Origin of the sequence: Nocardia sp. NPDC004860 (assembly GCF_040609015.1) — a bacterium.
GTDB lineage: Bacteria > Actinomycetota > Actinomycetes > Mycobacteriales > Mycobacteriaceae > Nocardia.
The window spans coordinates 48,001-69,707 of the sequence record NZ_JBEXJI010000029.1 but is presented as its reverse complement, the minus strand read 5'-3'; the positions used below and the strand labels follow the sequence as shown (position 1 = coordinate 69,707).

The window sequence follows — 21,707 nt, the reverse complement described above, 5'->3', positions numbered from 1 at the left end:
CGATGGCGGCTCGGTGCGGCACGGGCATAAGTTCGATGACAATCGAATTATCACTGAGGTGCGGGTGCCACAGCGTCCGCCCTCCAGAACACGACATCCACGAAAGCCGGTGCCCGCATGCCCATCGCACTGTCCCTCCTCGACCTGGCGGCGATCGCGCCCGGTCAGACCGCGCGTGACAGCTTCCGGAACAGCGTCGCGCTGGCGCAGGCGGCGGAACGCAGCGGGTACCGGCGGGTCTGGTATGCCGAGCACCACAATATGAAGTCGATCGCGTCCAGCGCGACCAGCGTGCTCATCGGCCACGTGGCCGGGCATACCGAGACAATCCGGCTCGGCGCGGGCGGAATCATGCTGCCGAACCACTCGCCGCTGGTGATCGCCGAGCAGTTCGGCACCCTCGAATCGCTGTACCCGGGTCGCATCGACCTCGGGCTGGGCCGCGCGCCGGGCAGCGATCAGGAAACCATGCGGGCGCTGCGGCGTAACCCGTCCTCGGCGGACACCTTCCCGCAGGACGTACTGGAGTTGCAGGGGTATCTGACCGGGAACTCGCGGATTCCGGGCATTCAGGCGGTGCCGCGCGCGGAAGGCGTTGTGCCGCTCTACATTCTGGGGTCGTCGCTGTTCGGCGCGCAGCTGGCCGCGCACCTGGGCCTGCCCTACGCCTTCGCCTCGCACTTCGCGCCCGATTCCCTGCACGAGGCCGTCCGCGAATACCGCGACCGGTTCCGGCCCTCCGAGCAACTGGCCGAGCCGTATGTCATGGCCGGGGTCAATGTGTTCGCGGCCGAGGATCGCACGCAGGCCGAGGAACAGAAGACCATCTCCTACCGGGCGCGCACCCGCGCGTTCATCAAGCGCGGCGCGGCGGGCATGGATTTCTCCGACGAGGAGATCGACGCCTTCCTGGCCTCGCCCAATGGCCGTCATCTGGCCAGGATGACCACGTACACGGCCGTCGGCACACCCACCGACGTCGTGGCGTACCTGGAGGATTTCGCGGCCGGCATCCAGGCCGACGAACTCATCACGGCGCATCACGCCCAGAACATCGACGACCGGGTGCGCTCGATCGAGCTGACCGGCGCGGCGATGGCAGCACGCGAATCCGTCACACGCTGAAGGACATCAGCCGACCTCTATGCCGGCCCGTCGCTCTCCGCCGGGGTATTTCGCCGGAGAGCGAGGGCGATGACAGCGAAAAGGACCAGGGCGAGCCAGATAAAGGCATTGTGGTCGAAGAGTGCGACAGGGCCCCGGTTCGGGAAGTCGAAGACACTCTCGCGGTGGACGCCGAACAGGATGAACATACCGCCCGAACAGACGAGGAAAACGGCGAGCAGGCCCGCGACGGTGGGGACGGAACGGTGGCGATTCGCCAGGTGGGCCAGGTAGATCAGCAGGGGCGCGAGCCAGACCCAGTGATGGATCCAGCTGTACGGGGAGACGACGGTGCTGGTCAGGCCACACAGGACCACGGCGGGAAGTTCGCGGCCGGATCCGGAGAGACGGCGGGCCAGCACCAGGCAAACGGCGGTGATGACGAGAGCTGCTGCGAGCCACAGCACTTGGATGCCGCCACCCGAACCCAGCGACCGGGCGAGCATGCCGCGCAGCGATTCGTTGTCCGGATTCTCGGGGGCGCCGACGCGGGAGGGGTCGGCGAACCCGCCGCTCCAGAAGGTCAGTGAATCCTTCGGCAGCACAGCCAGACCGATCACCATCGTGGTCACCAGAGCGCCGGTCGCGGTGGCGGCGGCCCGGAAACGCCGGGTCACCAGCAGGTAGAGAATGAAGAACGCCGGAGTCAGCTTGATGCCGGCCGCGATGCCGGTCAGTACGCCTTTCACGCGTGACGAATCGGGCAAGGCCATATCGGCCAGGACGAGGAGCAGCAGCAACATGTTGACCTGGCCGAACGCCATGGTCTCGCGGATCGGCTCGCACAACAGCAGCAGCCCGGCAGCGGTCGGTCCCACGATCAGCATGCGACGATCGCGGCGATAGCCCAGCACCGACAGGGCTGCCCACACCGATCCGGTGAGCAGAAGGAAATTCGCGAGCCCGCCGACCCAGGTGAACGCCGCTCCGTGCAGTGCCGCCAGGGGCACGAACATCAGTGCCGCGAACGGAGTGTAGACGAACTCCCAGACCCCGCGCGTATGGCCGTGCAGCGGTGTGTCGTACACCGAAACACCGTGCACCACCCGGTCCGCCGCAATCCGATAGGCATCGAGATCGACCAGGTGCAGCGCCATCCGCGGTGCCACGATCGCCAGCTGGAGCCAATACGCCCCGGCCAGCGCGCCCAGCACCGCTACCGGCCACACCACGACCAGGGGAATCGAGTGCCGCTGCGGCGCAGCCTGATTCGCGGCCGTCGCCTGATCGATGGCCGGCAACGGCATGCGCACCCCCATGGTCCCGGGTTTCGATTGCCCGCCCGACCGTAGTGACAGCACCCCCCGGCCGCGAGCCCCCATTTACTCCTGCGGCGCAACAGGGTTCGATTCGGCGCGGCCGAGTGGTCCCTCGCGGTCATGGCGCCGGACAATGCTGTCTTCGCGGTCGCCGCGGTACTGAAGAGCCTGCGCACGCGGGCGGGCCTGCGCTCCGGGCGGGCCTGCCCTCCGGGCGGGCCTGCCCTCCGGGCGGATCCGCGCCACAGACGGCGCGTGGCCATCGCGTGATCGGGTTCGTCGCGCCCGGCGGTTCGGTCTCGCCAATTTCACCCTGATCGCCGGGGTGGTGAGTCGCTACGTCGTCGTCTTCGCGGCCCCGTTCACGCTTCGCCGACCATCCGGCCCGCGCCCTCGGCCGCGCGCGTATTCCTCACCCCCTGGCCGAATTCGCGCTGTCGGCGATCACCGGGATTGCCCTGGGTGTCGAGGCCTATGCATTCACCCGGTCGGGAGACCGGGACCTAGTCGTGGAACGGGTCGGCGTCCTGGCCGGGCAGCCAGGAGCGGCCCGCTTCGGTCCAGCCATTGGCCTTGATCATCTTCTTGGCGGCGCGCTGATTGCGGCCGATGAGGCGGTCCAGGTACAGGTGGCCGAGCAGGTGGTCGGTCTCGTGCTGCAGGCAGCGGGCCAGGTAGCCGGTGCCGGAGACGGTGACCGGCTGGTTGTGGATGTCGACGCCCGAAACTTCGGCCCAGTCGGCACGCCCGGTCGGGAACCACTCGCCGGGCACCGAGAGGCAGCCCTCGGCGTCGTCGTCGGGGTGGGGCATGGTCTCCGGGATCTCGGAGGTCTCGATGCTCGGATTGATGACGTACCCGCGCCGGCGGCCGTCGCCGGTCATCAGGTCGTACACGAAAACCGCACGGGGATCGCCGATCTGGTTGGCCGCCAGGCCCGCACCCCGGGCCGCGGTGTTCGTCTCGAACAGGTCCTCGACGAAAGCGGCCAGCTCCGCGTCGAATTCGGTGACGGGCACGGCCGGGGTGGACAGTCTGGGGTCACCGGCGATGAGGATCGGTCGAACAGCCATGCCCCTATTTCTTCCAGAAGCAGGCCGCCCGGTTTCCGCCGGGGTCCGGCAGCGGGAATTCGCGACCCGCTACGGGCGCGGAATATTGCGCAGGTTGCTGCGGGCCATGTCGAGCATGCGGCCGACGCCGCCCGCCAGCACGATCTTGCCCGCTGCCAGGGCGAAACCCTTGACCTGTGCGGCGTCGATCCGGGGCGGGAGGGACAGGGCATTGGGGTCGGTGACCACGTCCACCAGCATCGGCCCGGGCTCGGCGAACGCCGTGGCCAGCACGGCCCGCGCCTCGGCCGGGTCGGTCACCCGCAGCGACGGAATGCCCACGGCCGCCGCGATATCGGCGTAGTTCACCGGCTCCTGGTCGGTGCCGAAGTCGGGCATGCCGTCGACCAGCATCTCCAGCTTGACCATGCCGAGCGTGGAGTTGTTGAACACCACGATCTTCACCGGCAGCCGGTGCCGCCAGACGGTGAGCAGCTCACCCATGAGCATGGCCAGACCGCCGTCTCCCGACAGCGAGATCACCTGCCGGCCCGGGTAGGCCGTCTGGGCGCCGATGGCGTGCGGGACGGCATTGGCCATGGTGCCGTGCCGCCACGAGCCAATGATGCGGCGGCGGCCGTTCGGGGTGATGTAGCGCGCCGCCCAGACATTGCACATGCCGGTGTCGACGGTGAAAACCGCGTCGTCGTCGGCGATTTCGTCGATGAGCGCGGCGACGTACTCCGGGTGGATGGGCGTGTGGTGGTCGATATCGCGGGTGTAGGCGGCCACCACGTTCTCCAGCGCGGAGGTGTGCCGGCGGAGCATGGCGTCGAGGAAGGCGCGGCTCGGATTCTGGTGCAGCAGCGGCAGGACGGCGTCGATGGTGGCGGCCACGTCGCCATTGACGGCGACATCGACCGCGGCGCGGCGCCCGATGCGGGACGGGTCGCGGTCGATCTGGGCGATCCGGCCGTTCTGCGGCAGGAAGGTGTCGTAGGGGAAGTCGGTGCCGAGCAACAGCAGCAGGTCGGCTTCGTGCGTGGCCTCGTACGCGGCGCCGTAGCCGAGCAGCCCGCTCATGCCGACGTCGTACGGGTTGTCGAACTGGATCCACTCCTTGCCGCCGAGCGCGTGGCCGATCGGGGCGTGCAGTCGCTCGGCCAGGCTCATGACCCGGGCGTGTGCGCCGCGCACGCCCGCGCCCGCGAACAGGGCCACCGTGTCGGCGTCATTGAGGGCCTCCGCGAGGCGGTCCACCTGGGCGGCGGGCGGGACCACGGTCGGCGCTTCGGTCACCAGATCCGACTGCCGGCCGCGGTTCTCGGCCTCCGCGCCGAGCACGTCACCGGGGACCACCAGCACCGAGACGCCGTGCCGGCCGAGTGCGGTCTGCATGGCGATGTAGGCGAGCCGCGGCATCTGCTCGGGGGTGCCGACCATCTCACAGAAGTGGCTGCACTCCACGAAGAGTCGCTCGGGGTGGGTTTCCTGGAAGAATCCGGTGCCGATCTCACGGCTGGGAATGTGCGAGGCGATAGCCAGCACCGAGGCACCATTGCGATGTGCGTCGTAGAGCCCCTGGATCAGGTGAGTGTTGCCGGGTCCGCAACTGGCCGCGCAGACCGCGAGCCGGCCGGTGAGCACCGATTCCGCGCCGGCCGCGAAGGCCGCGCTCTCCTCGTTGTGGCAGTGCACCCAGTCGATGCCCTCGGTCCGGCGCACCGCGTCGACGAAGGGGTTCAAGCTATCCCCCACCAGTCCGTACACCCGTTGGACCCCGGCGGCGACGAGGGCGACGACCAGCTGGCCGGCGACCGAATTCCGGCCCATGATCGCTCCGTTCGCAGTGTCGAGACCGAGCATGACCGGAGGCCACCGACGCACTCTACCGAAATCAGACAGTTAGGGTTGCTGCATAGTTGCCATACCGCGAATCGGGCCGATTGTCACATGCCGTTGAACTCCACCAGCGGAGCCGGGTAGCCGGCTACGGGAGGTGTTGCGCGCCAAGGCTTGTGGATGCGCGCACCGGGCAGATGCGCGAGCTCGGGGAGCCAGCGACGGACGTACTCGCCATCGGGATCGAACCGCTCGGCCTGGCGGATGGGGTTGAGAACCCGGTTCGGGCGGGTGTCGGTGCCCGTGCCCGCGGCCCACTGCCAGTTCATCTGATTGTTGGCGATATCGCCGTCGACCAGCCAGGTCAGGAAGTGCGCCGCGCCGAGGCGCCAGTCCACACCCAGCGACTTGGTGAGGAAGCTCGCGACCAGCAGCCGGGCGCGACCGGGCATCCAGCCCTCGGCCAGCAGCTGCCGCATGGCCGCGTCGATGACCGGGTAGCCGGTGCGTCCGTCCCGCCAGGCCGCGAAGGCGTGTGGGTCATCGCGCGGGGCGGTGGGGCGCGGACGGAAGTCGGTGTGGGCGAGGTCCGGCCGGGCCGCGAGGATCTGGTGGTGGAAATCGCGCCAGGCCAGCTGACGGGCGAAGGCTTCGCCGCCGGGGGTGGCGAGATCGGTGCGGCGGACCACCTCGACCGGGGAGAGGCAGCCGAAATGGAGGTAGGGCGAGAGGCCGGAGGTGGCGCCGGCCAGGATGTCGCTGTCGGTGTGGTAGTGGTCCACCGGCCCGGAGAGCCAGTCGCGCAACAGTTTCCGGCCGGTGCGCTCGCCACCCACGGACAGGTGCGGGGAGGTCGGCTCGGCGCACAGATCCGCATAGGCGGGGACCGGCTCGCCGCCGATGTCCGGACCTGCGAGTCGTCGTGGGCGCGGGGCCTGCGGCCGCAGCGGCGTGTCGAGCCAGCGACGGAAATACGGCGTGAAGACCGCGAAATGGTCGCGGCCGGTGGCCGGACGCAGCTCCGCCGGGTCGACCACGGTCACCGACGCGGGCTGGACCACCAGCCGGCACCCCGACTCCCCCGCGCGAACGTGCAACTCCCGCTCACGGTTTCGGCTGTACCGGCTGACATCGGCGGCCACCTGCACACTCGTCGCGCCGGTTTCGGCGATCACCCGGGCCACCTCGTCGGCGACCGGGCCCCGGCGGATCACCAATGGTGTGCCGAGCCCGCGTAATTCGGCGTCGAGGTCCGCGAGCGCCGCCGTCAGGAAGCGGAGCCGGTTGGGCGCGACCGGGTTTCGCTCGATGATGCCGGGGTCCAGCACGAACAGCGGCACCACCGCCGCGCCCGCGGCGGCCGCCGCCAGCACCGGATTGTCGTGCACCCGCAGGTCACGGGTGAACAGGGCGATCGCCACCTGCATCGAGCACTCGCTTTCGGATCGATCGGGTCGAACGGGAACGCGGTGTTCTACGGGAGATTCCGCCGGAAACCTATCAGCTGGTCCCGGACTTTCCGCCCGGCCGGGCGCGTCGCCCACGAGACGACCGTGAGCACGAGCAGCAGCGCGAGCACGGTCACCTCGCCGCGGGCATAGCCGATCGTCAGGTGCGAGACGATGCCGCCGCTGTCGACGAAGACGACGCCCGCGTAGGCCCACTCCTTGACCAGGGGAAATCCCGGAACCAGCAGCGCGAGCGCGCCGAGCAGCTTCCAGACGCCCAGCAGAACCAGGAAGTAGGTCGGATAGCCCAGGTGCACGATGGTGTCGCGGGCCTGCGGGTAGCGGGTGATGTCCCACCAGCCGCCGACCACCAGTTCCGCCGCGACCAGCACGGTGGCGGTCCAATAGAGCACCGAGCGGTCGAGAGCTTTTCGTGTGACGATGGTTTGTGTAGTCATGACACCGTGACGTTCGGCGAGCGCGAAATATGTCGGACAGCGACTCGGGATTCCCGGTAGAACGTTTCGAACAACGGCGCGCCAGGCTGAACGCGCTGGCATTCCGCCTGCTCGGCGCATCCAGCGAGACCGAGGACGCCGTGCAGGAGACGTGGATGCGGTTGCACCGCACCGACATCGACGGCATCCGCAATCTCGACGGCTGGCTGACCACCACGCTGTCCCGGATCTGCCTGGACCGGCTGCGCGCCCGCAGGACCAACCCCGAACGCCCGCTCGGCGACGTCGTGCCCGGACCGCTCCCCTCCACTGCGACCGCCGGTGAACCCGAAGAACACGCGGTACTCACCGACGAACTGGAGCGGGCGGTCCTGGTGTTGCTGCGGCGGCTGCCACCGGCCGAACAGATCGCCTTCGTCCTGCACGACATGTTCGCGGTGCCGTTCTACGAGGTCGCCGACATCCTGCAGCGGTCCCCGAACGCGGCCCGGCTGCTGGCCAGCCGCGCCCGGCATCGGGTGATCGACGCCTCCGACGAGCTCCGGCCGGACGCGCTGCGGGAACGCCGTGTCGTGCGGGCGTTCCTGGCAGCGGTCCGGGCCGGAGACATCGCCGCGGTGCTGGCGGTCCTGGCCGCCGACGTGACAGTGTCCGCGGACCGGACCGCCGCGCCGGGGCCGGTGCCGGTCACCGCACGGGGCGCGCCGATCGTGGCGCGGCTGGCGGCCGGGTTCGCGGCGCGCGCCGATTTCTCGGCGATGGTCCTGGTCGACGGGCGGCCGGGAGCACTGGTCGCCGGCCGCGACGAGCCACCGGCGGTCATGGCGTTCACCGTCGAGGGCGAGCGCATCGTCCGGATCGACGTGCTCGCCGACCCGGAAACGCTGGCGCGACTACCACTCTCGATATCCGGCTTCAGCGCGTAGCGACGAGTTTGACCGGCGCCTCGAGCAGCGCGTCGATCGAATCCTCCCACGCCACGGTGCGGGTGGTCACCACGCTCGGATCGAAACGCCCGGCCGCCACCAGATCCAGAATGTGCGGGATCGACGGGCGAGCGTGCGCCCGGCCGGTGTGGAAAGTGCAGCAGCGCGAATACATTTCGAGCATGGGCAGGGCGACATCCTGGGTCTGGATGCTGACGCTGGTGCAGAAACCATCATTGGCCGTGGCACGGATGGCGGCCACCAGGGCTTCGGAGCCGCCCACGGCTTCGACGGTGACCGGGAACCGGCCGACCCGGTCGGTCGGCCTGCCCTCGACGGGCTCCGCGCCGAGTTCGGCTGCGATGGCGAGCCTTTCGGGGTCGGTGTCGAGGTAGACGGCCCGGGCGGAGCCGAGTGCCACCGCGAGACCGGCCGCGTACAGGCCGATGGATGGTGCGGCCGGACCGCTCAGGACCAGGACTTCGGCGCCGGGGCGGGCGGCGAGTTGCGGGGCGACCGATCGGTAGGCGTCGGCGATATTGTCGCTGGCGCTGGCGACCGCGGCAGGATCCACTCCGGCCGGCAACGGGACCAGCATGGCGTCGGCGTGCGGGACGGCGACCAGGTCCGACCACAGCCCGCCCCAGCTCAGCCCGCCCATCGGGCCGAGGCCGTAGCTGGACATGAACGGGTGGGTGGTGCAGTTGCCGGTATGGCCGCGGCGGCAGGAATCGCAGGCGCCACAGGAGATCTGGAACGGGACCACCACCTTGTCGCCAGCGCGGACGGTGGTGACGTCGTCGCCGACGGCCACCACCTCCGCCACCCCCTCGTGGCCGAAGGGGTAGGGGCCCGCCAGCGGGAACCGGCCCTGCAGGATCGCGGGGTCGATATCGCAGGTGGCCACGGCGATGGGGCGGACCAGGGCCTGATCAGGGGCATTGAGGGTGGGTTCGGCGGCGTCTTCCCAGCGCAGTGCGTGCGGGCCGTCGAGCACGAGTCGCTTCATGGATCGATCGTCGCTAGAACATTCTTTCCAGTCAACCCCCCTAGGATGAATTCGACTCGGCAGCAGCGACTTCCGCGAGACTCAGCCGGATCAACCGGGCCATGGCCGCCGAAACCGTGTGCAGCGGCTCATCGGTGCGGCGCACCCGGGCCAGGACGGTCGCGCCCTCGTAGGCCGCGACCACCGTGGTGGCCAGATCACGCGCGTCCCCCGGTGCCAGGCCCAGCTCGGTGAGCAGTTCGGCGAAACCGTGTGTCATCGCCTCGAAGGCCGACACGCACGCGGAGCGCACGGAGTCGACATCACTGCCGCCGTCCAGGGCGGGGGTCCCGACCGGGCAGCCCGCGGCCCAGTCGGTCTCGGCCAGTTTGGTGGCCATGAAGTCGAACAGCGTTGCCGCGGTACCGAACACATCGCCCGGGGCCTGCCGGATCATGCGCCCCACCAGCACGCCCGTGCCGGTGATGGCCGAGACGGCGATCTCCTCCTTGCCGCCCGGGAAGTGATGGTAGATCGACCCATACGGCAGCCCTGCCGCCTCGCTCAACTTCTTCAGCCCGAATCCGTGATAGCCGTGCCGGGCGAGCAGCCCGGCCGCAGCCACCTCGATTCGCCGTTTCGAATCGGACACCATTCATCCAGAGTATGAGCGGGGTCCGACAGGGGCAGCGCGAATCGTGTTCGGGCAGTGGATCAACCGAGCGCCGCCATGGCCGCGCTCAGCATCGCGGTGGCGCAGTCGGCGACCTCTTGCAGCGCCGGATCGCCCGCGACCTGCACCAACACCTCCGGATTCATGGCCTCCACGATCATCGTGCCGGCGTCCGAACGATCCGCGCGCACAACCACATTGCACGGCAGCAACAGGCCGATCCGACGGTCCACACCGAGGGCGGTGTGTGCCAGCGCCGGATTGCACGCGCCCAGGATGAGGTAGTCCTCCATGTCCGCGTCCAGCTTCTGCTTCATGGTCGCGGTCACGTCGATCTCGGTGAGCACGCCGAAGCCCTGCTCGGACAGGGCCTTCCGGGTGCGTTGCACCGCATCGGCGAAATCGGTGTGCAGGGTGGCCGAGAGGGCAGGGGTCATCACGAAGTCCTTTCCGTGGCGGGGCTGCCGGTTCGGGGCACGCCCAGGCGTTGCAGGAGCAGGGTCATCGGACACCAGCCGACGACCCCGAAGAGCACCAGGTTGGCCGCCACCAAGGCGGTCAGCAGCAGCCACCAGGGCGAGAACACGAGCACCAGCACGAGGCTGAGCAGCACCACGGCGCCGGCCAGACCCGGCACGATGCGGTCGATGGACCAGTGGCGGATCGCGGTCATCTTGACCTCCTTTCGCTCCGGGCGCTGGGCGATCCCTCGGCGGGGATCGCCCGGAAGAGCATCAGGCCAGCGCCAGGAAGAGTTTCTCCAGTTCCTCGACTGTCATCGGCTCGGAGTTCTCGGCCCGCTCCCCGGTCAGGCAGTCCCGCAGTCCGGTGGCGACGATCTTGAACCCGGCCCGGTCGAGAGCGCGAGAGACCGCGGCGAGCTGGGTGACCACGTCCTTGCAGTCGCGGCCCTGCTCGATCATGGAGATGACGCCCGCAAGCTGTCCGTGCGCGCGGCGCAGCCGATTGAGGACCAGTGCGATGCTGTCTTCGTCGCCGATCATTGGGGGTTTCCTTCCCTGAGTCCGATGACTTCAGTATACCCCTAGGGGTATGAGAGAGTCATGAGAGAGGGCTCACCCTTTCCCGCGACCCCACCCGTCAGTGCGCGGAGCCAGCGGGCGTGATCGGCCATGCGGGCCCCGATCGGCAACTCGCGAGCACACCGGTCGAACCCGCGCTACGGCCATGCGATCGGCGTCCGACCCGCGGCTCCGGACTAGGCTTCGCAGCTGTGGCGGTAGTGGAAGGCGCGCGGCGCAGAGTCATCGATATCGGACGCCGGGCCCTGGGTCTGGACGTTCCCGCCGCCGATCACACCGTCGCCGTCCTGCACGGCGTCGACGCCGACCGGCCCGGTCTGGACCGGCGCGAAACCCTGCAATTGATGCGGATCCGGCTGCTCGGCGCGACCGGGGCCGTGATCATGGCGGTGTCCGCGCTGGGTGTCGGAGCCCAACCGGTGCACCAGAATCCGATCTCCGGTATGCGGGTGCTCGGGTTCTTCGCGCGGGCCGGCACCTCGACGCTGGCCATGTGCATGATCGGCACCATCCTGGTGATCATGGCGTGGCTGCTGCTGGGCCGCTTCGCCGTCGGCGGGTGGGGCGGCGATCCACGCCACCGGCTCAGCCGCTCACAGATGGATCGGACGCTGCTGCTGTGGATCATTCCGCTCAGCGTCGCGCCACCCATGTTCAGCAACGACGTCTATTCGTACCTGGCACAGAGCGAAATCGCGGCCCGGGGCATGGACCCGTATTCGGTCGGCCCGGTGGCCGGGCTCGGGCTCAACAATGTGCTCACCAACAATGTCCCCACCATCTGGCGGGACACCTCCGCGCCCTACGGCCCGCTGTTCCTGTGGATGGGACGCGGCATCGCGCAGATCACCGGTGACAACATCCTTCTCGGGGTGTGGCTGCATCGGTTGCTGGCATTGGCGGGCGTCGCATTGATGGTATGGGCGCTGCCGCGGCTGTCGCGACGCTGCGGAATCGCGGGGGTGAGCGCGCTGTGGCTGGGCGCGGCCAACCCGCTGGTGCTGTTCCACCTGGTGGGCGGGGTGCACAATGACGCGCTCATGCTCGGGCTGATGCTGGCGGGAATGGAATTCTGCCTGCGCGCCATCGACGATTGCCCGCAGTTCAATCAAAGGGCTTGGGCGCTGCTGGTTTTCGGTGCCGTGCTGATCACGCTGTCCTCGTCGGTGAAGATCATCTCGCTGGTGAGCCTCGGATTCGTCGGCATGGCGCTGGCGCGGCGGTGGGGACGCGGGCTCAAACCGGTACTCGTCGCCGGCGGTGTACTCGGTGCCATCGCCGTGATCACGACACTTTCGGTGAGCTATGCCAGCGGACTCGGATTCGGCTGGGTCAATACCGTCGGCACCGCCACCTCCGTGCGCAGTTACCTGTCGCTGCCGACCGCCGTCGGGATCATCACCGGGTTCGGCGGCGTGCTGCTCGGACTCGGCGACCACACCACCGCCCTGCTCGACATCACCCGGCCCATCGCGGAACTCATCGCGGGCTTCGTGACCCTGCGCATGCTCATCGCCGCCTGGACCGGGCGCTTGAATGCGATCGGCGCGCTGGGTGTTTCGCTCGGCGCGATCGTGCTGCTGTTCCCGGTGGTGCAACCCTGGTACCTGCTGTGGGCGATCGTGCCCCTCGCCGCGTGGGCCAACCGGCCCGCCTTCCGGGTGCCGGCGGTGGTGCTGTCGGTCGTGGTGTCGGTGATGGTCATGCCGCGCGGCGCGGACTTCTACGTCTTCCAGATCGTCGAATCCGCCATCGCCACCGTGATCGTGGGCCTGTCGCTGATCTTCCTCACCCGAAATGTGCTGCCGTGGCGCAATCAGCCGGGGGTGTCGGCTCGGTCACAGCAGCCCACGCCTTACGGTGTCTCATCGTGACCGCAGCTTCCGGACCCGCCGTACGCGTCGACGGCGTCGTGAAACGCTACGGCGAGACCACCGCGGTCGACGGCATCAGCTTCGATATCGAACGCGCACAGGTGCTGGCCCTGCTCGGACCCAATGGCGCCGGCAAGACCACCACCACCGAGATGTGCGAAGGCTTCGTGACTCCCGACGCCGGGACCGTGCGGGTGCTGGGCCTGGACCCGATCGCCGACTCCGATCAGCTCCGACCGCGCATCGGCGTGATGCTGCAGGGCGGCGGCGCGTATCCGGGGTCCAAGGCCGGGGAGATGCTCGATCTCGTCGCCTCCTATTCGGCGAATCCGCTGGACCCGGCCTGGCTGCTGGACACGCTCGGACTGAAAGACGCTCGGCGGACGCCCTATCGGCGGCTCTCGGGCGGGCAGCAGCAGCGGCTCGCGCTGGCGTGCGCGCTGGTCGGGCGGCCGGAGATCGTGTTCCTCGACGAGCCGACCGCCGGATTGGACGCGCAGGCACGGCATCTGGTGTGGGAACTCATCGACGCGCTGCGCCGCGACGGGGTCAGCGTGCTGCTGACCACACACATGATGGACGAGGCCGAGCAGCTGGCCGACCAGCTGGTGATCATCGACCACGGCCAGGTCGTCGCACAGGGCACGCCCGCCGAGGTCACCTCACACGGGGCCGAAGGGCGGCTGGCGTTCACCGCACCACCCAAACTCGACCTGTCGCTACTGGAAGCCGCACTGCCGGAAGGGTTCACCCCGCGCGAGACCGCGCCCGGTTCGTACCTGCTGCAGGGCGACATCACCCCGCAGGTGCTGGCCACCATGACCGCGTGGTGCGCGCGAATCGACGTGCTGCCCACCGACATTCGCATCGACCAGCGCCGGCTGGAAGACGTATTCCTCGAACTGACCGGGCGGGAGCTGCGCGGTTGACGTCCTTCCCTACGATGGAGACGGGAGTCCTAGCCCTCACGGGCTGGGGCTTTCTGCTTCGCGGACGATCGCCTGCCCGGAGTACTCCGTTGGGGTCTTACACCATCTCCACAGACTGTCACCGCCCGTCCGGCGGCCAGAATGTTCTTTGCGGCGTTCACATCTCGGTCCTGAGCTGCACCACATCCGCTGCAAACCCACGCCCTGACCTCCAAAGACATGGACTCGGCAAGAAGCCCGCAGGACGAGCACAGCTTCGACGACGGGAACCATCGGTCGATCACAATCAACTTGCGGCCGTACCAGCTCGCCTTGTACGCGAGCATCTCGCGAAACTCCCTCCAAGCGACATCGGATATGTCACGAGCGAGGTGCCGATTTCGGACCATGTTGCTGACCGTCAGGTCCTCGATCACGAGCGTTTGGTTCTCACGCACGAGCCGAGTGGTCACTTCGTGCAAATGGTTCCGCCGCCGGTCTGCAACACGCGCAAAGATGCGCGCGGCCTTATGACGGGCCTTCTCCCGATTACGAGAGCCAGGAGCTTTCCGCGATACCGCTCGTTGTGCTCTGGCGAGCCGGACATAATCGCGTCGTTCATGCTTCGGGTTGGCGATCTTCTCTCCGGTCGAGAGAACCGCCAGGTGACGCAAACCAACATCTATGCCCACGGATCGGCATACAGCCGGGAGCGGTTGAACTCGTGGGTCTTCACACAGCATCGATACGAACCAGCGACCAGCACTATCGCGAGTGACAGTCACCGTAGAAGGTTGCACGCCGGGCGGCAGCGACCGCGACCAAACGATGTTCAGGGGTTCATCCATCTTGGCAAGCGTGAGCTCACCAGATTGATAGCGGAACCCACTCCGTGTGTATTCCGCTGCATCGCGAGATCGCTTGCGGGACTTGAACCGGGGGAATTCGGAACGACGTTCCCAGAACGCCGCAAACGCAGCCTGGAGATGTCGCAACGCTTGTTGCAACGGCACCGAGGACACATCGTTGAGATACGCCAACTCATCGGTTTGCTTCCAGAGCGTCAAGAACGCCGAGGTCTGGTAGTAGTCGATCCTCGTCGCGTGATGATGCCACTCCTCCGTGCGCACCTCCAGCGCCAAGTTGTACACCTTCCGGACACAGCCAAATGTCCGCGCGAGTTCAGCGGCTTGGACAGCGGTCGGATAGAAGCGGAATTCGAAGGCCCGCTTCAGTACAGCGGAGGGCATGACCACAGTAGTAGCACACTTGTTCGAATGACTGGCCGATTTCATGCGAGAACGGCCGTCTTTCCGCCGATATCAGGTGGATGCACCCAAAGAGGAACAGTCCGATGACCGAGACCGGGAATCGATTCGCGGCGGGCACCTTCTCCCCCGCGCCGCAGCCGACCACGCGCGCCAAGATGCTGGCGGCGCAGACGCGCATGGAGCTGATCCTGTTGCTGCGCAACGGGGAACAGCTGCTGCTGACCATGTTCATTCCGATCACGCTGCTGATCGGGCTGAGCCTGCTGCCGGTCACTGGGCTGGGCGAGCACCGGGTGGACCGGGTGGTGCCGGCGGTGATGATGGTGGCGATCATGTCGACCGCGTTCACCGGGCAGGCGATCGCCGTCGGGTTCGATCGGCGGTACGGGGCATTGAAGCGGCTGGGGGCGACGCCGCTGCCGCGGTGGGGCATTGTCGCGGGCAAGTGCTCGGCGGTGCTGATCGTGGTGGTGCTGCAGTCGATCCTGCTGGGGGCCATCGGGTTCGCGCTCGGCTGGCGGCCGTCGCTCACCGGGCTGCTGCTCGGCGCGGTGGTGATCGCGCTCGGGACGGCGACCTTCGCGGCGCTGGGGCTGCTGCTCGGCGGGACGCTCAAGGCCGAGGTGGTGCTGGCGCTCGCCAACATTCTGTGGTTCGTCATGCTCGGGACCGCGAGCCTGGTGTTCATGTCCGACGACCTGCCGCACGCGGTGAGCCTGATCGCGCGGATCATTCCGTCCGGAGCGCTGTCGGAGTGCCTGGAGCAGGCGATGCGCACCAGCATCGACTGGTACGGGCTCGCGGTGCTGGCCGGCTGGGGCGGGCTCGCGGGGTGGCTGGCCACCCGGTTCTTCAAGTTCGATTGAGGCCGTCCGGGCGGCGGTCACCTCCGTAGGCATCGGAGTTGATCGAAAGTTCGCGCCCGCCCGGGTGTTTAACGACACGTTGTAGTAGGGCCGGTGACGGGGCGAAATGCGGCCCCGCTACCATCGGTGCGTGCTGTCTCGCGCCTTCCAGCGACTTGCCGACCTGTTCCCGATGCCTTCCCTGCGGGTGCAGCGACTGCTCGCCTTCCTGGTCATCCTGTCCCAGGCCGGAATCTCGGTGACCGGCGCGGTCGTCCGCGTCACCGCCTCGGGTCTGGGCTGCCCCACCTGGCCGCAGTGCTTCCCCGGCAGCTTCGTGCCGACCGCGGTGGCCGAGGTGCCGGTGCTGCACCAGGTGGTCGAATTCAGCAACCGCATGCTCACTTTCGTGGTGTCGCTGGCCGCGGCGGCCATCGTGCTCGCGGTCACCCGGGCGCGGCGGCGGCGCGAAGTCCAGGTGTACGCGTGGCTGATGCCCGGCGGCACCGTGCTGCAGGCGGTCATCGGCGGTATCACCGTGCGCACCGGGCTGCTGTGGTGGACGGTCGCGGTGCACCTGCTCGCGTCCATGCTGATGGTGTGGCTGGCGACGCTGCTGTGGGCCAAGGTCGGGGAACCCGACGAAGGCATCGACACGGTTCAGGTTCCCAAGCCGCTGCGGCTGCTGACCGCCCTGTCCGGTCTGGCCCTCACCGGAACGCTGATCGCGGGCACCCTGGTCACCGGCGCGGGCCCGCACGCGGGTGACAAGAGCGTCGAGAAGCCGGTCGAACGCCTGCAGGTCGAGATCGTCACCCTGGTCCACCTGCACGCCGAACTCCTGGTCGCCTACCTGGCCCTGCTCGTCGGCCTCGCCTGCGGCCTGGCCGCGGTCGGCATGAACAAGACCATCCGCAACCGCCTCATCCTGGTGATCGCCCTGGTGTGCTCCCAGGCCCTGGTCGGCATCGTCCAGTACTTCACCCACGTGCCCGCCGCCCTGGTCGCCGTCCACGTCGGCGGCGCCGCCGCCTGCACCGCCGCCACCGCCGCCCTCTGGGCCGCCATGCGCACCCGCGAAACCCTTCCCACCTCGGCTCCGGCGCCCGTGGACAAGGCCGCCGCCTGAATCGGTCGGCGGCTCCGTACCGCCATCGACCGCACCGGGCAGGATGTCCTGTGTGCCCGAGCTACTCGACGACACCCACCTGGAACAGACGGCGGTGGTGGCGAACTCCGCCATGAACCGCGACCGCCGACTGCCCGCCTACCGGCGCGAACTCGGCTTCGACCCCGTTGCCTGGCTCGCGGCCCGTCCCGCACCCCAGCGCTGGCTGGATGTCGGATGCGGCAGCGCCCACGCCCTGTTCGAGGCGGACGAAACGCTGTCCGGTCACGCCCGGATCATCGGGCTCGACCTGGTGGACTATTTCGGTGGGCCGCCGCGAGCGGGCATCGACCTCGTCACCGGGTCGGTATTGACCTGGCGTCCCGACGAACCCGTGGATCTGATCACCAGCGTCCACGCCCTGCACTATGTGGGCGACAAACTTGCTGCTCTCACCCGCATGTCTTCCTGGCTCACCTCCGACGGCCTGTTCGCCGCGAACTTCGACGCCACTTCGATCCGTGACACCGGCGGCGTTCCACTCGGTAGACGTGTGACAACCGCCTTGCGTGACAACGGATTCACCTACACCGCGCGAAGTCACCGCCTCACCCGCGGCGGCCGGGCCCTCCCCCGATGGGAATTCACCTACGCCGGCGCCGATGCCCACGCCGGCCCGAACTACACCGGCCAAGACGCTGTCGCCTCTCATTACCGGCTCTGACGGTGCACCGTTCGAATCTGCGCTCCCGCAGGACGGGCAGCGGGTTTTCCCTGACCGGCACTACGTCTCAGGGATGAGCTCGGGTGAGCGTTGCGGGTGATGCCCGGACCGCGGCTCGGAGCTACCATCCGGTTATTGATCTCCGTGAGCTGCGAATCCGGCTGCGCAGCAGCGCATTCCGGCCGAGCGCTCGCGGCCATTACGCCAGAAGGAGAGCATATGAGGCTCGTTCGCCGGATTGCCGCCGCTGTCGCGGTCGCCGGAGTGGTCTGCGCGGTGGGGGCCTGCGGTGATGATGCGACGCGACAGCCGGCAGCGCCGTTGTCGGCCGATGCGCGTGCGGAGGTCGGGCGCGCCCTCGACGCTGCCGTGGCGGCGGGAGTTCCCGGGGTGCAGCTGGTCGTCACCGAGCACGACCGGGAGTGGAGTGCGACCTCGGGTGTCGGTGACGTCGCTACCGGCGCGGCCTTTCCGCGGGGCGCGCATGTGCGAGTCGGCAGCAATACCAAGACGTTCGTCGCGACCGTCATGATGCAGCTCGTCGCGGAGGGTGCGGTGGATGTGGGCGCGCCTGTCGAGCGTTACCTGCCCGGCGTCGTTCAGGGCGCGGGCATCGACGGCAACCGGATCACGGTCCGGGATCTCATGCAGCACACCAGCGGTCTGCCCGAGTATCTGGAACTACCCGAGCTGCAAGGTGATTCGCCTGATCTGCTGACCATGCACTTCGACACTGCGGACCTGGTCCGGCGCGCCATGACCCTGCCCGCGCACTTCGAGCCGGGCGCGAAAGCCGAATACAGCAATACCAATTACCTCATCGTCGGCATGATCGTGGAACGCGTGACCGGGCATCCGGTGGGCGAGGAGGTCACGCACCGCGTCATCGACCGGCTGGGGCTGCGCGACACCTATTTCCCGGCCTCCGGCGACACCGACCTCCGCAGTCCGCACCCGCAGGGCTACGAGGCGGTCGACGGGAAGCCGACCGACGTCACCCGTTTCGATCCGTCGTGGGCGGGCAGTGCCGGCGCGCTGGTCTCCACCGGCTCCGATGCGAATCGGTTCTTCGGTGCGCTCCTCACCGGGGACCTGCTGCCCCCGGCCCAGGTGGCCGCCATGCGGACCGATCCGAAACCGCTGACCAACCGCCCGGGTTACTCGTACGGCCTCGGATTGACCACCGCCGCCGCACCGTGTGGCATCCAGGTGTGGGGACACGGCGGTTCCATCCCGGGCTTCCGAACCTTCAATGCCGTCACCCCGGACGGCCGCGCCGTCACCCTCATCGCCAATCTCCGGCCCTCGGATCCCACCGTCACCGCTGCCCTCCAGAAGGCGTTCGACACCGCGCTCTGCGCAGCCGACTGAGCCCGGAGCGCATCGGGTGCGCACCGCACAGCACCAGAGCCGCGCTCGAGATTGCCGAGCTTGCCTATTGTGTGCTGGGCGGACCACCGTGGGGGCGAGACAGGGACCGGGCGGGTCTCAGGCGGGGAGGAACTGCCACAGGGCGTTTCGCACCGAACCCTGCTCATGACCGGCCTGCAATTCCAGCAGGGCGGCTTCGGCGACCAAGCCGACCCACAACCGGGCCCCTGCCTCCGGGTGCGGCCAGCCCAGGACCTTGAAATCGGGTTCGATCAGCGCGGCGTTGTGGGTGTTGCGAGCCGTCACCTCGTCCACGATCAGAGGTTCGGCTCGGGCTTCGAGGAGCAGGGCTTTGACGCCGCGGTCGCGCAGGCAGGCGTCGAGATAGGCGGTGGATCCGGCCAGGAGACGGTCCCGGCCCGGGGCGAGACCGGAGGTGGCGGAGTCGATCACGGCCTGCAGGCGCTCGTGGAATTCGCGATGCAGGGCCAGCAGATAGTTGGCGCGGGTGCCGAAATGATGGAAGAACGTGCCTTTCGAGACGCCGAGCTCGGCCACCAGGACGTTCACGCTGACACCGCCGAGTCCCAGCCGCTCGGCCAGCAGCAGGCCGCTGTCGACGAGCGCGGCGCGGGTGCGCGCGGCGGAATCCTCCCGCAGATTCATCAGATTCAACCCTCACCGGGGGCGGTGCCGGTTCGCCCCTGTGTTGCGCGACGGGCGATTCGGCGTCCCCTTGCGTGTGTTCCGGACCGATTGTATGGTCACATCATATCTGACCGACCGACTGGTCAGTGAACGACCGATCGGTCACCACAATCGAATGAAGGGTTGTTGCGTATGCACATCATGCGCACGTCGGCCGGACGACTGGCCTACGAAGACATCGGCGCCGGGCCCACCGTGGTCCTGCTGCACGCCACCCTGCACGACCACCACGACTTCGATCCGATCCTCCCGGCGTTGACCGCGGAGCATCGGGTGATCGCCATCGATTGGCCGGGACACGGTGCATCCGAACCGAATTCGACCATCACCGCCGCCGGGATCGCCGACACGCTCGCCGAGGTGGTCACAACACTGGAGCTGGATCCGGCGGTGTTCATCGGCAGTTCGGTCGGCGGATTCGCGGCCGCTCGCCTGGCGCTGGAACAGCCCGCGCGCGTCGCCGGGCTCGTCCTCGTCAACACCGGCGGCTTCGTCCGGCAGACGCCGCTGACCCGGGCCTACTGCAACGTCTACGGCTCCAACCTGATGGCCCGCCGCTGGCTCCCCCACAGCATCCGCAACTACATGAAACCCGTGACCTCGCACGACGACGCCGTCGTAGAGCGCGCGATCCGCGTGGCGGGCACCGACATCGGCCGTGCCACCTACTCCGCCCTGTGGCACAGCTTCAACGATCCCCGCTACGACCTCACCGGCCGCGCAACCGAAATCACGGCACCGACCCTGATCGTATGGGGCCGCCGCGACCCGGTCCTCCCCCTCCGCTACGGCAGCAAAGCCCACGCCCTGATCCCCCGCTCCGAGCTCCAGGTCCTCCCAACCGGCCACCTGCCCTTCTCCTCCGCCCCCGAGCAGTTCCTGGACGTCGTCCGCCCATTCATCGAATCCGCCTACGCGACACCGGGAGCCAGCCCGTCGACCAAATGAAGTGCGACACCTATCAAGATCAGGGAGCTCTCAGCGCGGAATTCTGTCCGGGTAGCCGCAGTGAGAACTCCCCCGATTCGGGCGCGGACGGCGGAAGTGCTGAATACTTCGACGGATGGGTGCGCTCTCGCTGTTCGACACACCGGCACTGCATCGACTGCGGGATTGCGAGCGGGTCCTGGTCGCTGGAGCTGGGGGCGGGTTCGACGTGCTCAGTGGATTGCCGGTGGCGTTCGCGCTGCAGGAGCAGGGCAAGTCGGTGGTGCTGGCGAATCTCACGTTCACGCCGGTCACGCGGACCACGGCCCGGCAGGTCGCGCCCGGGCTGTTCGAAATCGACGCGGAGACCGAAGGTTCGGACGCGTACTTCCCGGAGAAGCACCTCGCGGTGTGGTTGCGTGACCACGGCTTTCCGGATCGGGTGTTCCTGATTCGCAAGGGTGGGCCCGCCGATGTCCGGGCGGCCTACGCGTGGTTGGCTCGCGAACTCCGGCTGGACGGGATGGTGTTGGTCGATGGGGGTACGGATCTCCTGATGACCGGCGATGAGGCCGGATTGGGTACACCGGTCGAGGATGTGACCAGCCTGTTGGCGGCGCAGGCGCTCGACCTGCCCGTCAAGCTGGCCATATGTGTCGGGTTCGGCGTCGATGCCCACCATGGCGTCTGCCACGCGCATTTCCTGGAAAACGTTGCCGCACTTGCCGGACTCGGCGCGTATCACGGCGTCTTCGCTCTCATACCGGGCATCGCGGCCGTCGATGCCTGGCTGGCGGCCGTCGACTGGGTTCAGCAGCACACCCCCGGTAAGGAGAGCATCGTCTGCGCGTCGATCACCGACGCCGCCCGCGGCGAATTCGGTGATCACCACTCCCTGGCCCGCACCCGCTCCCAAAGTGCCGAACTCTTCATCAATCCCCTCATGTCGATGGTCTGGGGATTCGACCTGGACCCCGTCGCCGAGCGGGTGCTCTACCGCGACGACATCGCACACGCCACAACACCATTCGAAGTCGCCGCGGCAATAGAAGCATTCCGCGACCGCACACCCCTGCGGCCCCGCCAGACCATCCCCGTCTGACGATCGACATCCCGTT

22 protein-coding genes are annotated in these 21,707 nt (G+C 68.3%); 10 read left to right on the top strand and 12 right to left on the bottom strand.

The window, feature by feature from the left end; translation table 11 throughout:
* Positions 1-117: 117 nt before the first annotated feature.
* A complete protein-coding gene (locus ABZV44_RS36225) occupies positions 118-1,125 on the top strand; it encodes an LLM class flavin-dependent oxidoreductase (protein WP_354846722.1) in 1,008 nt (335 codons plus the stop codon).
* A gap of 17 nt (positions 1,126-1,142) precedes the next feature.
* On the opposite strand, the gene ABZV44_RS36220 is transcribed toward ABZV44_RS36225, so the two are convergent.
* The 5 genes from ABZV44_RS36220 to ABZV44_RS36200 form a co-directional block, all read right to left on the bottom strand.
* Positions 1,143-2,411: a glycosyltransferase 87 family protein gene (locus ABZV44_RS36220; RefSeq protein WP_354846719.1), complete on the bottom strand. Its 1,269-nt coding sequence runs from the start codon at positions 2,409-2,411 to the stop codon at positions 1,143-1,145.
* Between the two features lie 515 nt (positions 2,412-2,926).
* Complete coding sequence (locus ABZV44_RS36215) at positions 2,927-3,496, bottom strand: peptide deformylase (RefSeq protein ID WP_354846717.1); 570 nt, start codon at positions 3,494-3,496, stop codon at positions 2,927-2,929.
* A gap of 69 nt (positions 3,497-3,565) precedes the next feature.
* The gene (locus tag ABZV44_RS36210; RefSeq protein WP_354846715.1) at positions 3,566-5,308 is read right to left on the bottom strand and encodes a pyruvate dehydrogenase; all 1,743 of its coding nucleotides are present in this window, start codon (positions 5,306-5,308) and stop codon (positions 3,566-3,568) included.
* A 116-nt stretch (positions 5,309-5,424) separates the two neighbouring features.
* Positions 5,425-6,744: a deoxyribodipyrimidine photo-lyase gene (locus ABZV44_RS36205; protein WP_354846713.1), complete on the bottom strand. Its 1,320-nt coding sequence runs from the start codon at positions 6,742-6,744 to the stop codon at positions 5,425-5,427.
* 47 nt (positions 6,745-6,791) lie between these two features.
* Complete coding sequence (locus ABZV44_RS36200) at positions 6,792-7,223, bottom strand: DoxX family protein (protein ID WP_354846710.1); 432 nt, start codon at positions 7,221-7,223, stop codon at positions 6,792-6,794.
* 29 nt (positions 7,224-7,252) lie between these two features.
* Here ABZV44_RS36200 and ABZV44_RS36195 point away from each other — a divergent pair, with 29 nt between their 5' ends.
* Positions 7,253-8,149, top strand: coding sequence for a sigma-70 family RNA polymerase sigma factor (locus ABZV44_RS36195; RefSeq protein ID WP_354846707.1), 897 nt, complete (start codon positions 7,253-7,255; stop codon positions 8,147-8,149).
* Here the strand turns inward: ABZV44_RS36195 and ABZV44_RS36190 are convergent.
* The 5 genes from ABZV44_RS36190 to ABZV44_RS36170 all read right to left on the bottom strand — a co-directional run bounded on the left by ABZV44_RS36190 (position 8,139) and on the right by ABZV44_RS36170 (position 10,814).
* Positions 8,139-9,158 (bottom strand): alcohol dehydrogenase catalytic domain-containing protein, encoded by a 1,020-nt coding sequence (locus tag ABZV44_RS36190; RefSeq protein WP_354846705.1) that lies wholly within the window; start codon positions 9,156-9,158, stop codon positions 8,139-8,141. The two genes, ABZV44_RS36195 and ABZV44_RS36190, sit on opposite strands and share 11 nt — an antisense overlap.
* 40 nt (positions 9,159-9,198) lie before the next feature.
* Complete coding sequence (locus ABZV44_RS36185) at positions 9,199-9,792, bottom strand: TetR/AcrR family transcriptional regulator (RefSeq protein ID WP_354846702.1); 594 nt, start codon at positions 9,790-9,792, stop codon at positions 9,199-9,201.
* Between the two features lie 59 nt (positions 9,793-9,851).
* Positions 9,852-10,247 carry a DUF302 domain-containing protein gene (locus tag ABZV44_RS36180; RefSeq protein ID WP_354846700.1) on the bottom strand — a complete coding sequence of 132 codons (396 nt, stop codon included), beginning with the start codon at positions 10,245-10,247 and terminating at the stop codon, positions 9,852-9,854.
* Complete coding sequence (locus ABZV44_RS36175) at positions 10,247-10,483, bottom strand: DUF2892 domain-containing protein (protein ID WP_354846698.1); 237 nt, start codon at positions 10,481-10,483, stop codon at positions 10,247-10,249. The genes ABZV44_RS36180 and ABZV44_RS36175 overlap by 1 nt, the downstream gene beginning before the upstream one ends.
* Positions 10,484-10,544: 61 nt before the next feature.
* Complete coding sequence (locus tag ABZV44_RS36170) at positions 10,545-10,814, bottom strand: metal-sensitive transcriptional regulator (protein WP_354846695.1); 270 nt, start codon at positions 10,812-10,814, stop codon at positions 10,545-10,547.
* A 230-nt stretch (positions 10,815-11,044) separates the two neighbouring features.
* Between ABZV44_RS36170 and mptB the strand changes: the two genes are divergently transcribed.
* Together mptB and ABZV44_RS36160 are read left to right on the top strand one after the other, a co-directional pair.
* Positions 11,045-12,727, top strand: coding sequence for a polyprenol phosphomannose-dependent alpha 1,6 mannosyltransferase MptB (gene mptB / locus ABZV44_RS36165; protein WP_354846692.1), 1,683 nt, complete (start codon positions 11,045-11,047; stop codon positions 12,725-12,727).
* Positions 12,724-13,656: an ABC transporter ATP-binding protein gene (locus ABZV44_RS36160; protein ID WP_354846689.1), complete on the top strand. Its 933-nt coding sequence runs from the start codon at positions 12,724-12,726 to the stop codon at positions 13,654-13,656. The genes mptB and ABZV44_RS36160 overlap by 4 nt, the downstream gene beginning before the upstream one ends.
* A 29-nt stretch (positions 13,657-13,685) precedes the next feature.
* On the opposite strand, the gene ABZV44_RS36155 is transcribed toward ABZV44_RS36160, so the two are convergent.
* The gene (locus tag ABZV44_RS36155) at positions 13,686-14,885 is read right to left on the bottom strand and encodes a transposase (RefSeq protein ID WP_354846686.1); all 1,200 of its coding nucleotides are present in this window, start codon (positions 14,883-14,885) and stop codon (positions 13,686-13,688) included.
* Positions 14,886-14,989: 104 nt separating this feature from the next.
* Here ABZV44_RS36155 and ABZV44_RS36150 point away from each other — a divergent pair, with 104 nt between their 5' ends.
* The 4 genes from ABZV44_RS36150 to ABZV44_RS36135 all read left to right on the top strand — a co-directional run bounded on the left by ABZV44_RS36150 (position 14,990) and on the right by ABZV44_RS36135 (position 18,954).
* Positions 14,990-15,772, top strand: coding sequence for an ABC transporter permease (locus ABZV44_RS36150; RefSeq protein ID WP_354846684.1), 783 nt, complete (start codon positions 14,990-14,992; stop codon positions 15,770-15,772).
* Between the two features lie 130 nt (positions 15,773-15,902).
* Entirely contained in the window at positions 15,903-16,880 is a 978-nt protein-coding gene (locus ABZV44_RS36145) for a heme A synthase (protein ID WP_354846681.1), read from the top strand.
* 52 nt (positions 16,881-16,932) lie between these two features.
* The gene (locus tag ABZV44_RS36140; RefSeq protein WP_354846679.1) at positions 16,933-17,583 is read left to right on the top strand and encodes a class I SAM-dependent methyltransferase; all 651 of its coding nucleotides are present in this window, start codon (positions 16,933-16,935) and stop codon (positions 17,581-17,583) included.
* 219 nt (positions 17,584-17,802) lie between these two features.
* Positions 17,803-18,954 carry a serine hydrolase domain-containing protein gene (locus tag ABZV44_RS36135; RefSeq protein WP_354846676.1) on the top strand — a complete coding sequence of 384 codons (1,152 nt, stop codon included), beginning with the start codon at positions 17,803-17,805 and terminating at the stop codon, positions 18,952-18,954.
* 117 nt (positions 18,955-19,071) lie between these two features.
* On the opposite strand, the gene ABZV44_RS36130 is transcribed toward ABZV44_RS36135, so the two are convergent.
* Positions 19,072-19,620: a TetR/AcrR family transcriptional regulator gene (locus ABZV44_RS36130; RefSeq protein ID WP_354846673.1), complete on the bottom strand. Its 549-nt coding sequence runs from the start codon at positions 19,618-19,620 to the stop codon at positions 19,072-19,074.
* A gap of 174 nt (positions 19,621-19,794) precedes the next feature.
* Here ABZV44_RS36130 and ABZV44_RS36125 point away from each other — a divergent pair, with 174 nt between their 5' ends.
* Entirely contained in the window at positions 19,795-20,610 is an 816-nt protein-coding gene (locus ABZV44_RS36125) for an alpha/beta hydrolase (protein ID WP_354846670.1), read from the top strand.
* A gap of 115 nt (positions 20,611-20,725) precedes the next feature.
* Positions 20,726-21,691, top strand: a complete 966-nt coding sequence (locus ABZV44_RS36120) for a DUF1152 domain-containing protein (protein ID WP_354846667.1) — start codon at positions 20,726-20,728, stop codon at positions 21,689-21,691.
* Positions 21,692-21,707 lie beyond the last annotated feature (16 nt).

Bases quoted from the DNA above. Each gene is read 5' to 3' on its own strand.
- ABZV44_RS36225 (WP_354846722.1), top strand. From the start codon at position 118: ATGCCCATCGCACTGTCCCTCCTCGACCTGGCGGCGATCGCGCCCGGT.
- ABZV44_RS36220 (WP_354846719.1), bottom strand. From the start codon at position 2,411: ATGCCGTTGCCGGCCATCGATCAGGCGACGGCCGCGAATCAGGCTGCG.
- ABZV44_RS36215 (WP_354846717.1), bottom strand. From the start codon at position 3,496: ATGGCTGTTCGACCGATCCTCATCGCCGGTGACCCCAGACTGTCCACC.
- ABZV44_RS36210 (WP_354846715.1), bottom strand. From the start codon at position 5,308: ATGGGCCGGAATTCGGTCGCCGGCCAGCTGGTCGTCGCCCTCGTCGCC.
- ABZV44_RS36205 (WP_354846713.1), bottom strand. From the start codon at position 6,744: ATGCAGGTGGCGATCGCCCTGTTCACCCGTGACCTGCGGGTGCACGAC.
- ABZV44_RS36200 (WP_354846710.1), bottom strand. From the start codon at position 7,223: ATGACTACACAAACCATCGTCACACGAAAAGCTCTCGACCGCTCGGTG.
- ABZV44_RS36195 (WP_354846707.1), top strand. From the start codon at position 7,253: ATGTCGGACAGCGACTCGGGATTCCCGGTAGAACGTTTCGAACAACGG.
- ABZV44_RS36190 (WP_354846705.1), bottom strand. From the start codon at position 9,158: ATGAAGCGACTCGTGCTCGACGGCCCGCACGCACTGCGCTGGGAAGAC.
- ABZV44_RS36185 (WP_354846702.1), bottom strand. From the start codon at position 9,792: ATGGTGTCCGATTCGAAACGGCGAATCGAGGTGGCTGCGGCCGGGCTG.
- ABZV44_RS36180 (WP_354846700.1), bottom strand. From the start codon at position 10,247: ATGACCCCTGCCCTCTCGGCCACCCTGCACACCGATTTCGCCGATGCG.
- ABZV44_RS36175 (WP_354846698.1), bottom strand. From the start codon at position 10,483: ATGACCGCGATCCGCCACTGGTCCATCGACCGCATCGTGCCGGGTCTG.
- ABZV44_RS36170 (WP_354846695.1), bottom strand. From the start codon at position 10,814: ATGATCGGCGACGAAGACAGCATCGCACTGGTCCTCAATCGGCTGCGC.
- ABZV44_RS36155 (WP_354846686.1), bottom strand. From the start codon at position 14,885: ATGCCCTCCGCTGTACTGAAGCGGGCCTTCGAATTCCGCTTCTATCCG.
- ABZV44_RS36150 (WP_354846684.1), top strand. From the start codon at position 14,990: ATGACCGAGACCGGGAATCGATTCGCGGCGGGCACCTTCTCCCCCGCG.
- ABZV44_RS36135 (WP_354846676.1), top strand. From the start codon at position 17,803: ATGAGGCTCGTTCGCCGGATTGCCGCCGCTGTCGCGGTCGCCGGAGTG.
- ABZV44_RS36130 (WP_354846673.1), bottom strand. From the start codon at position 19,620: ATGAATCTGCGGGAGGATTCCGCCGCGCGCACCCGCGCCGCGCTCGTC.
- ABZV44_RS36125 (WP_354846670.1), top strand. From the start codon at position 19,795: ATGCACATCATGCGCACGTCGGCCGGACGACTGGCCTACGAAGACATC.
- ABZV44_RS36120 (WP_354846667.1), top strand. From the start codon at position 20,726: ATGGGTGCGCTCTCGCTGTTCGACACACCGGCACTGCATCGACTGCGG.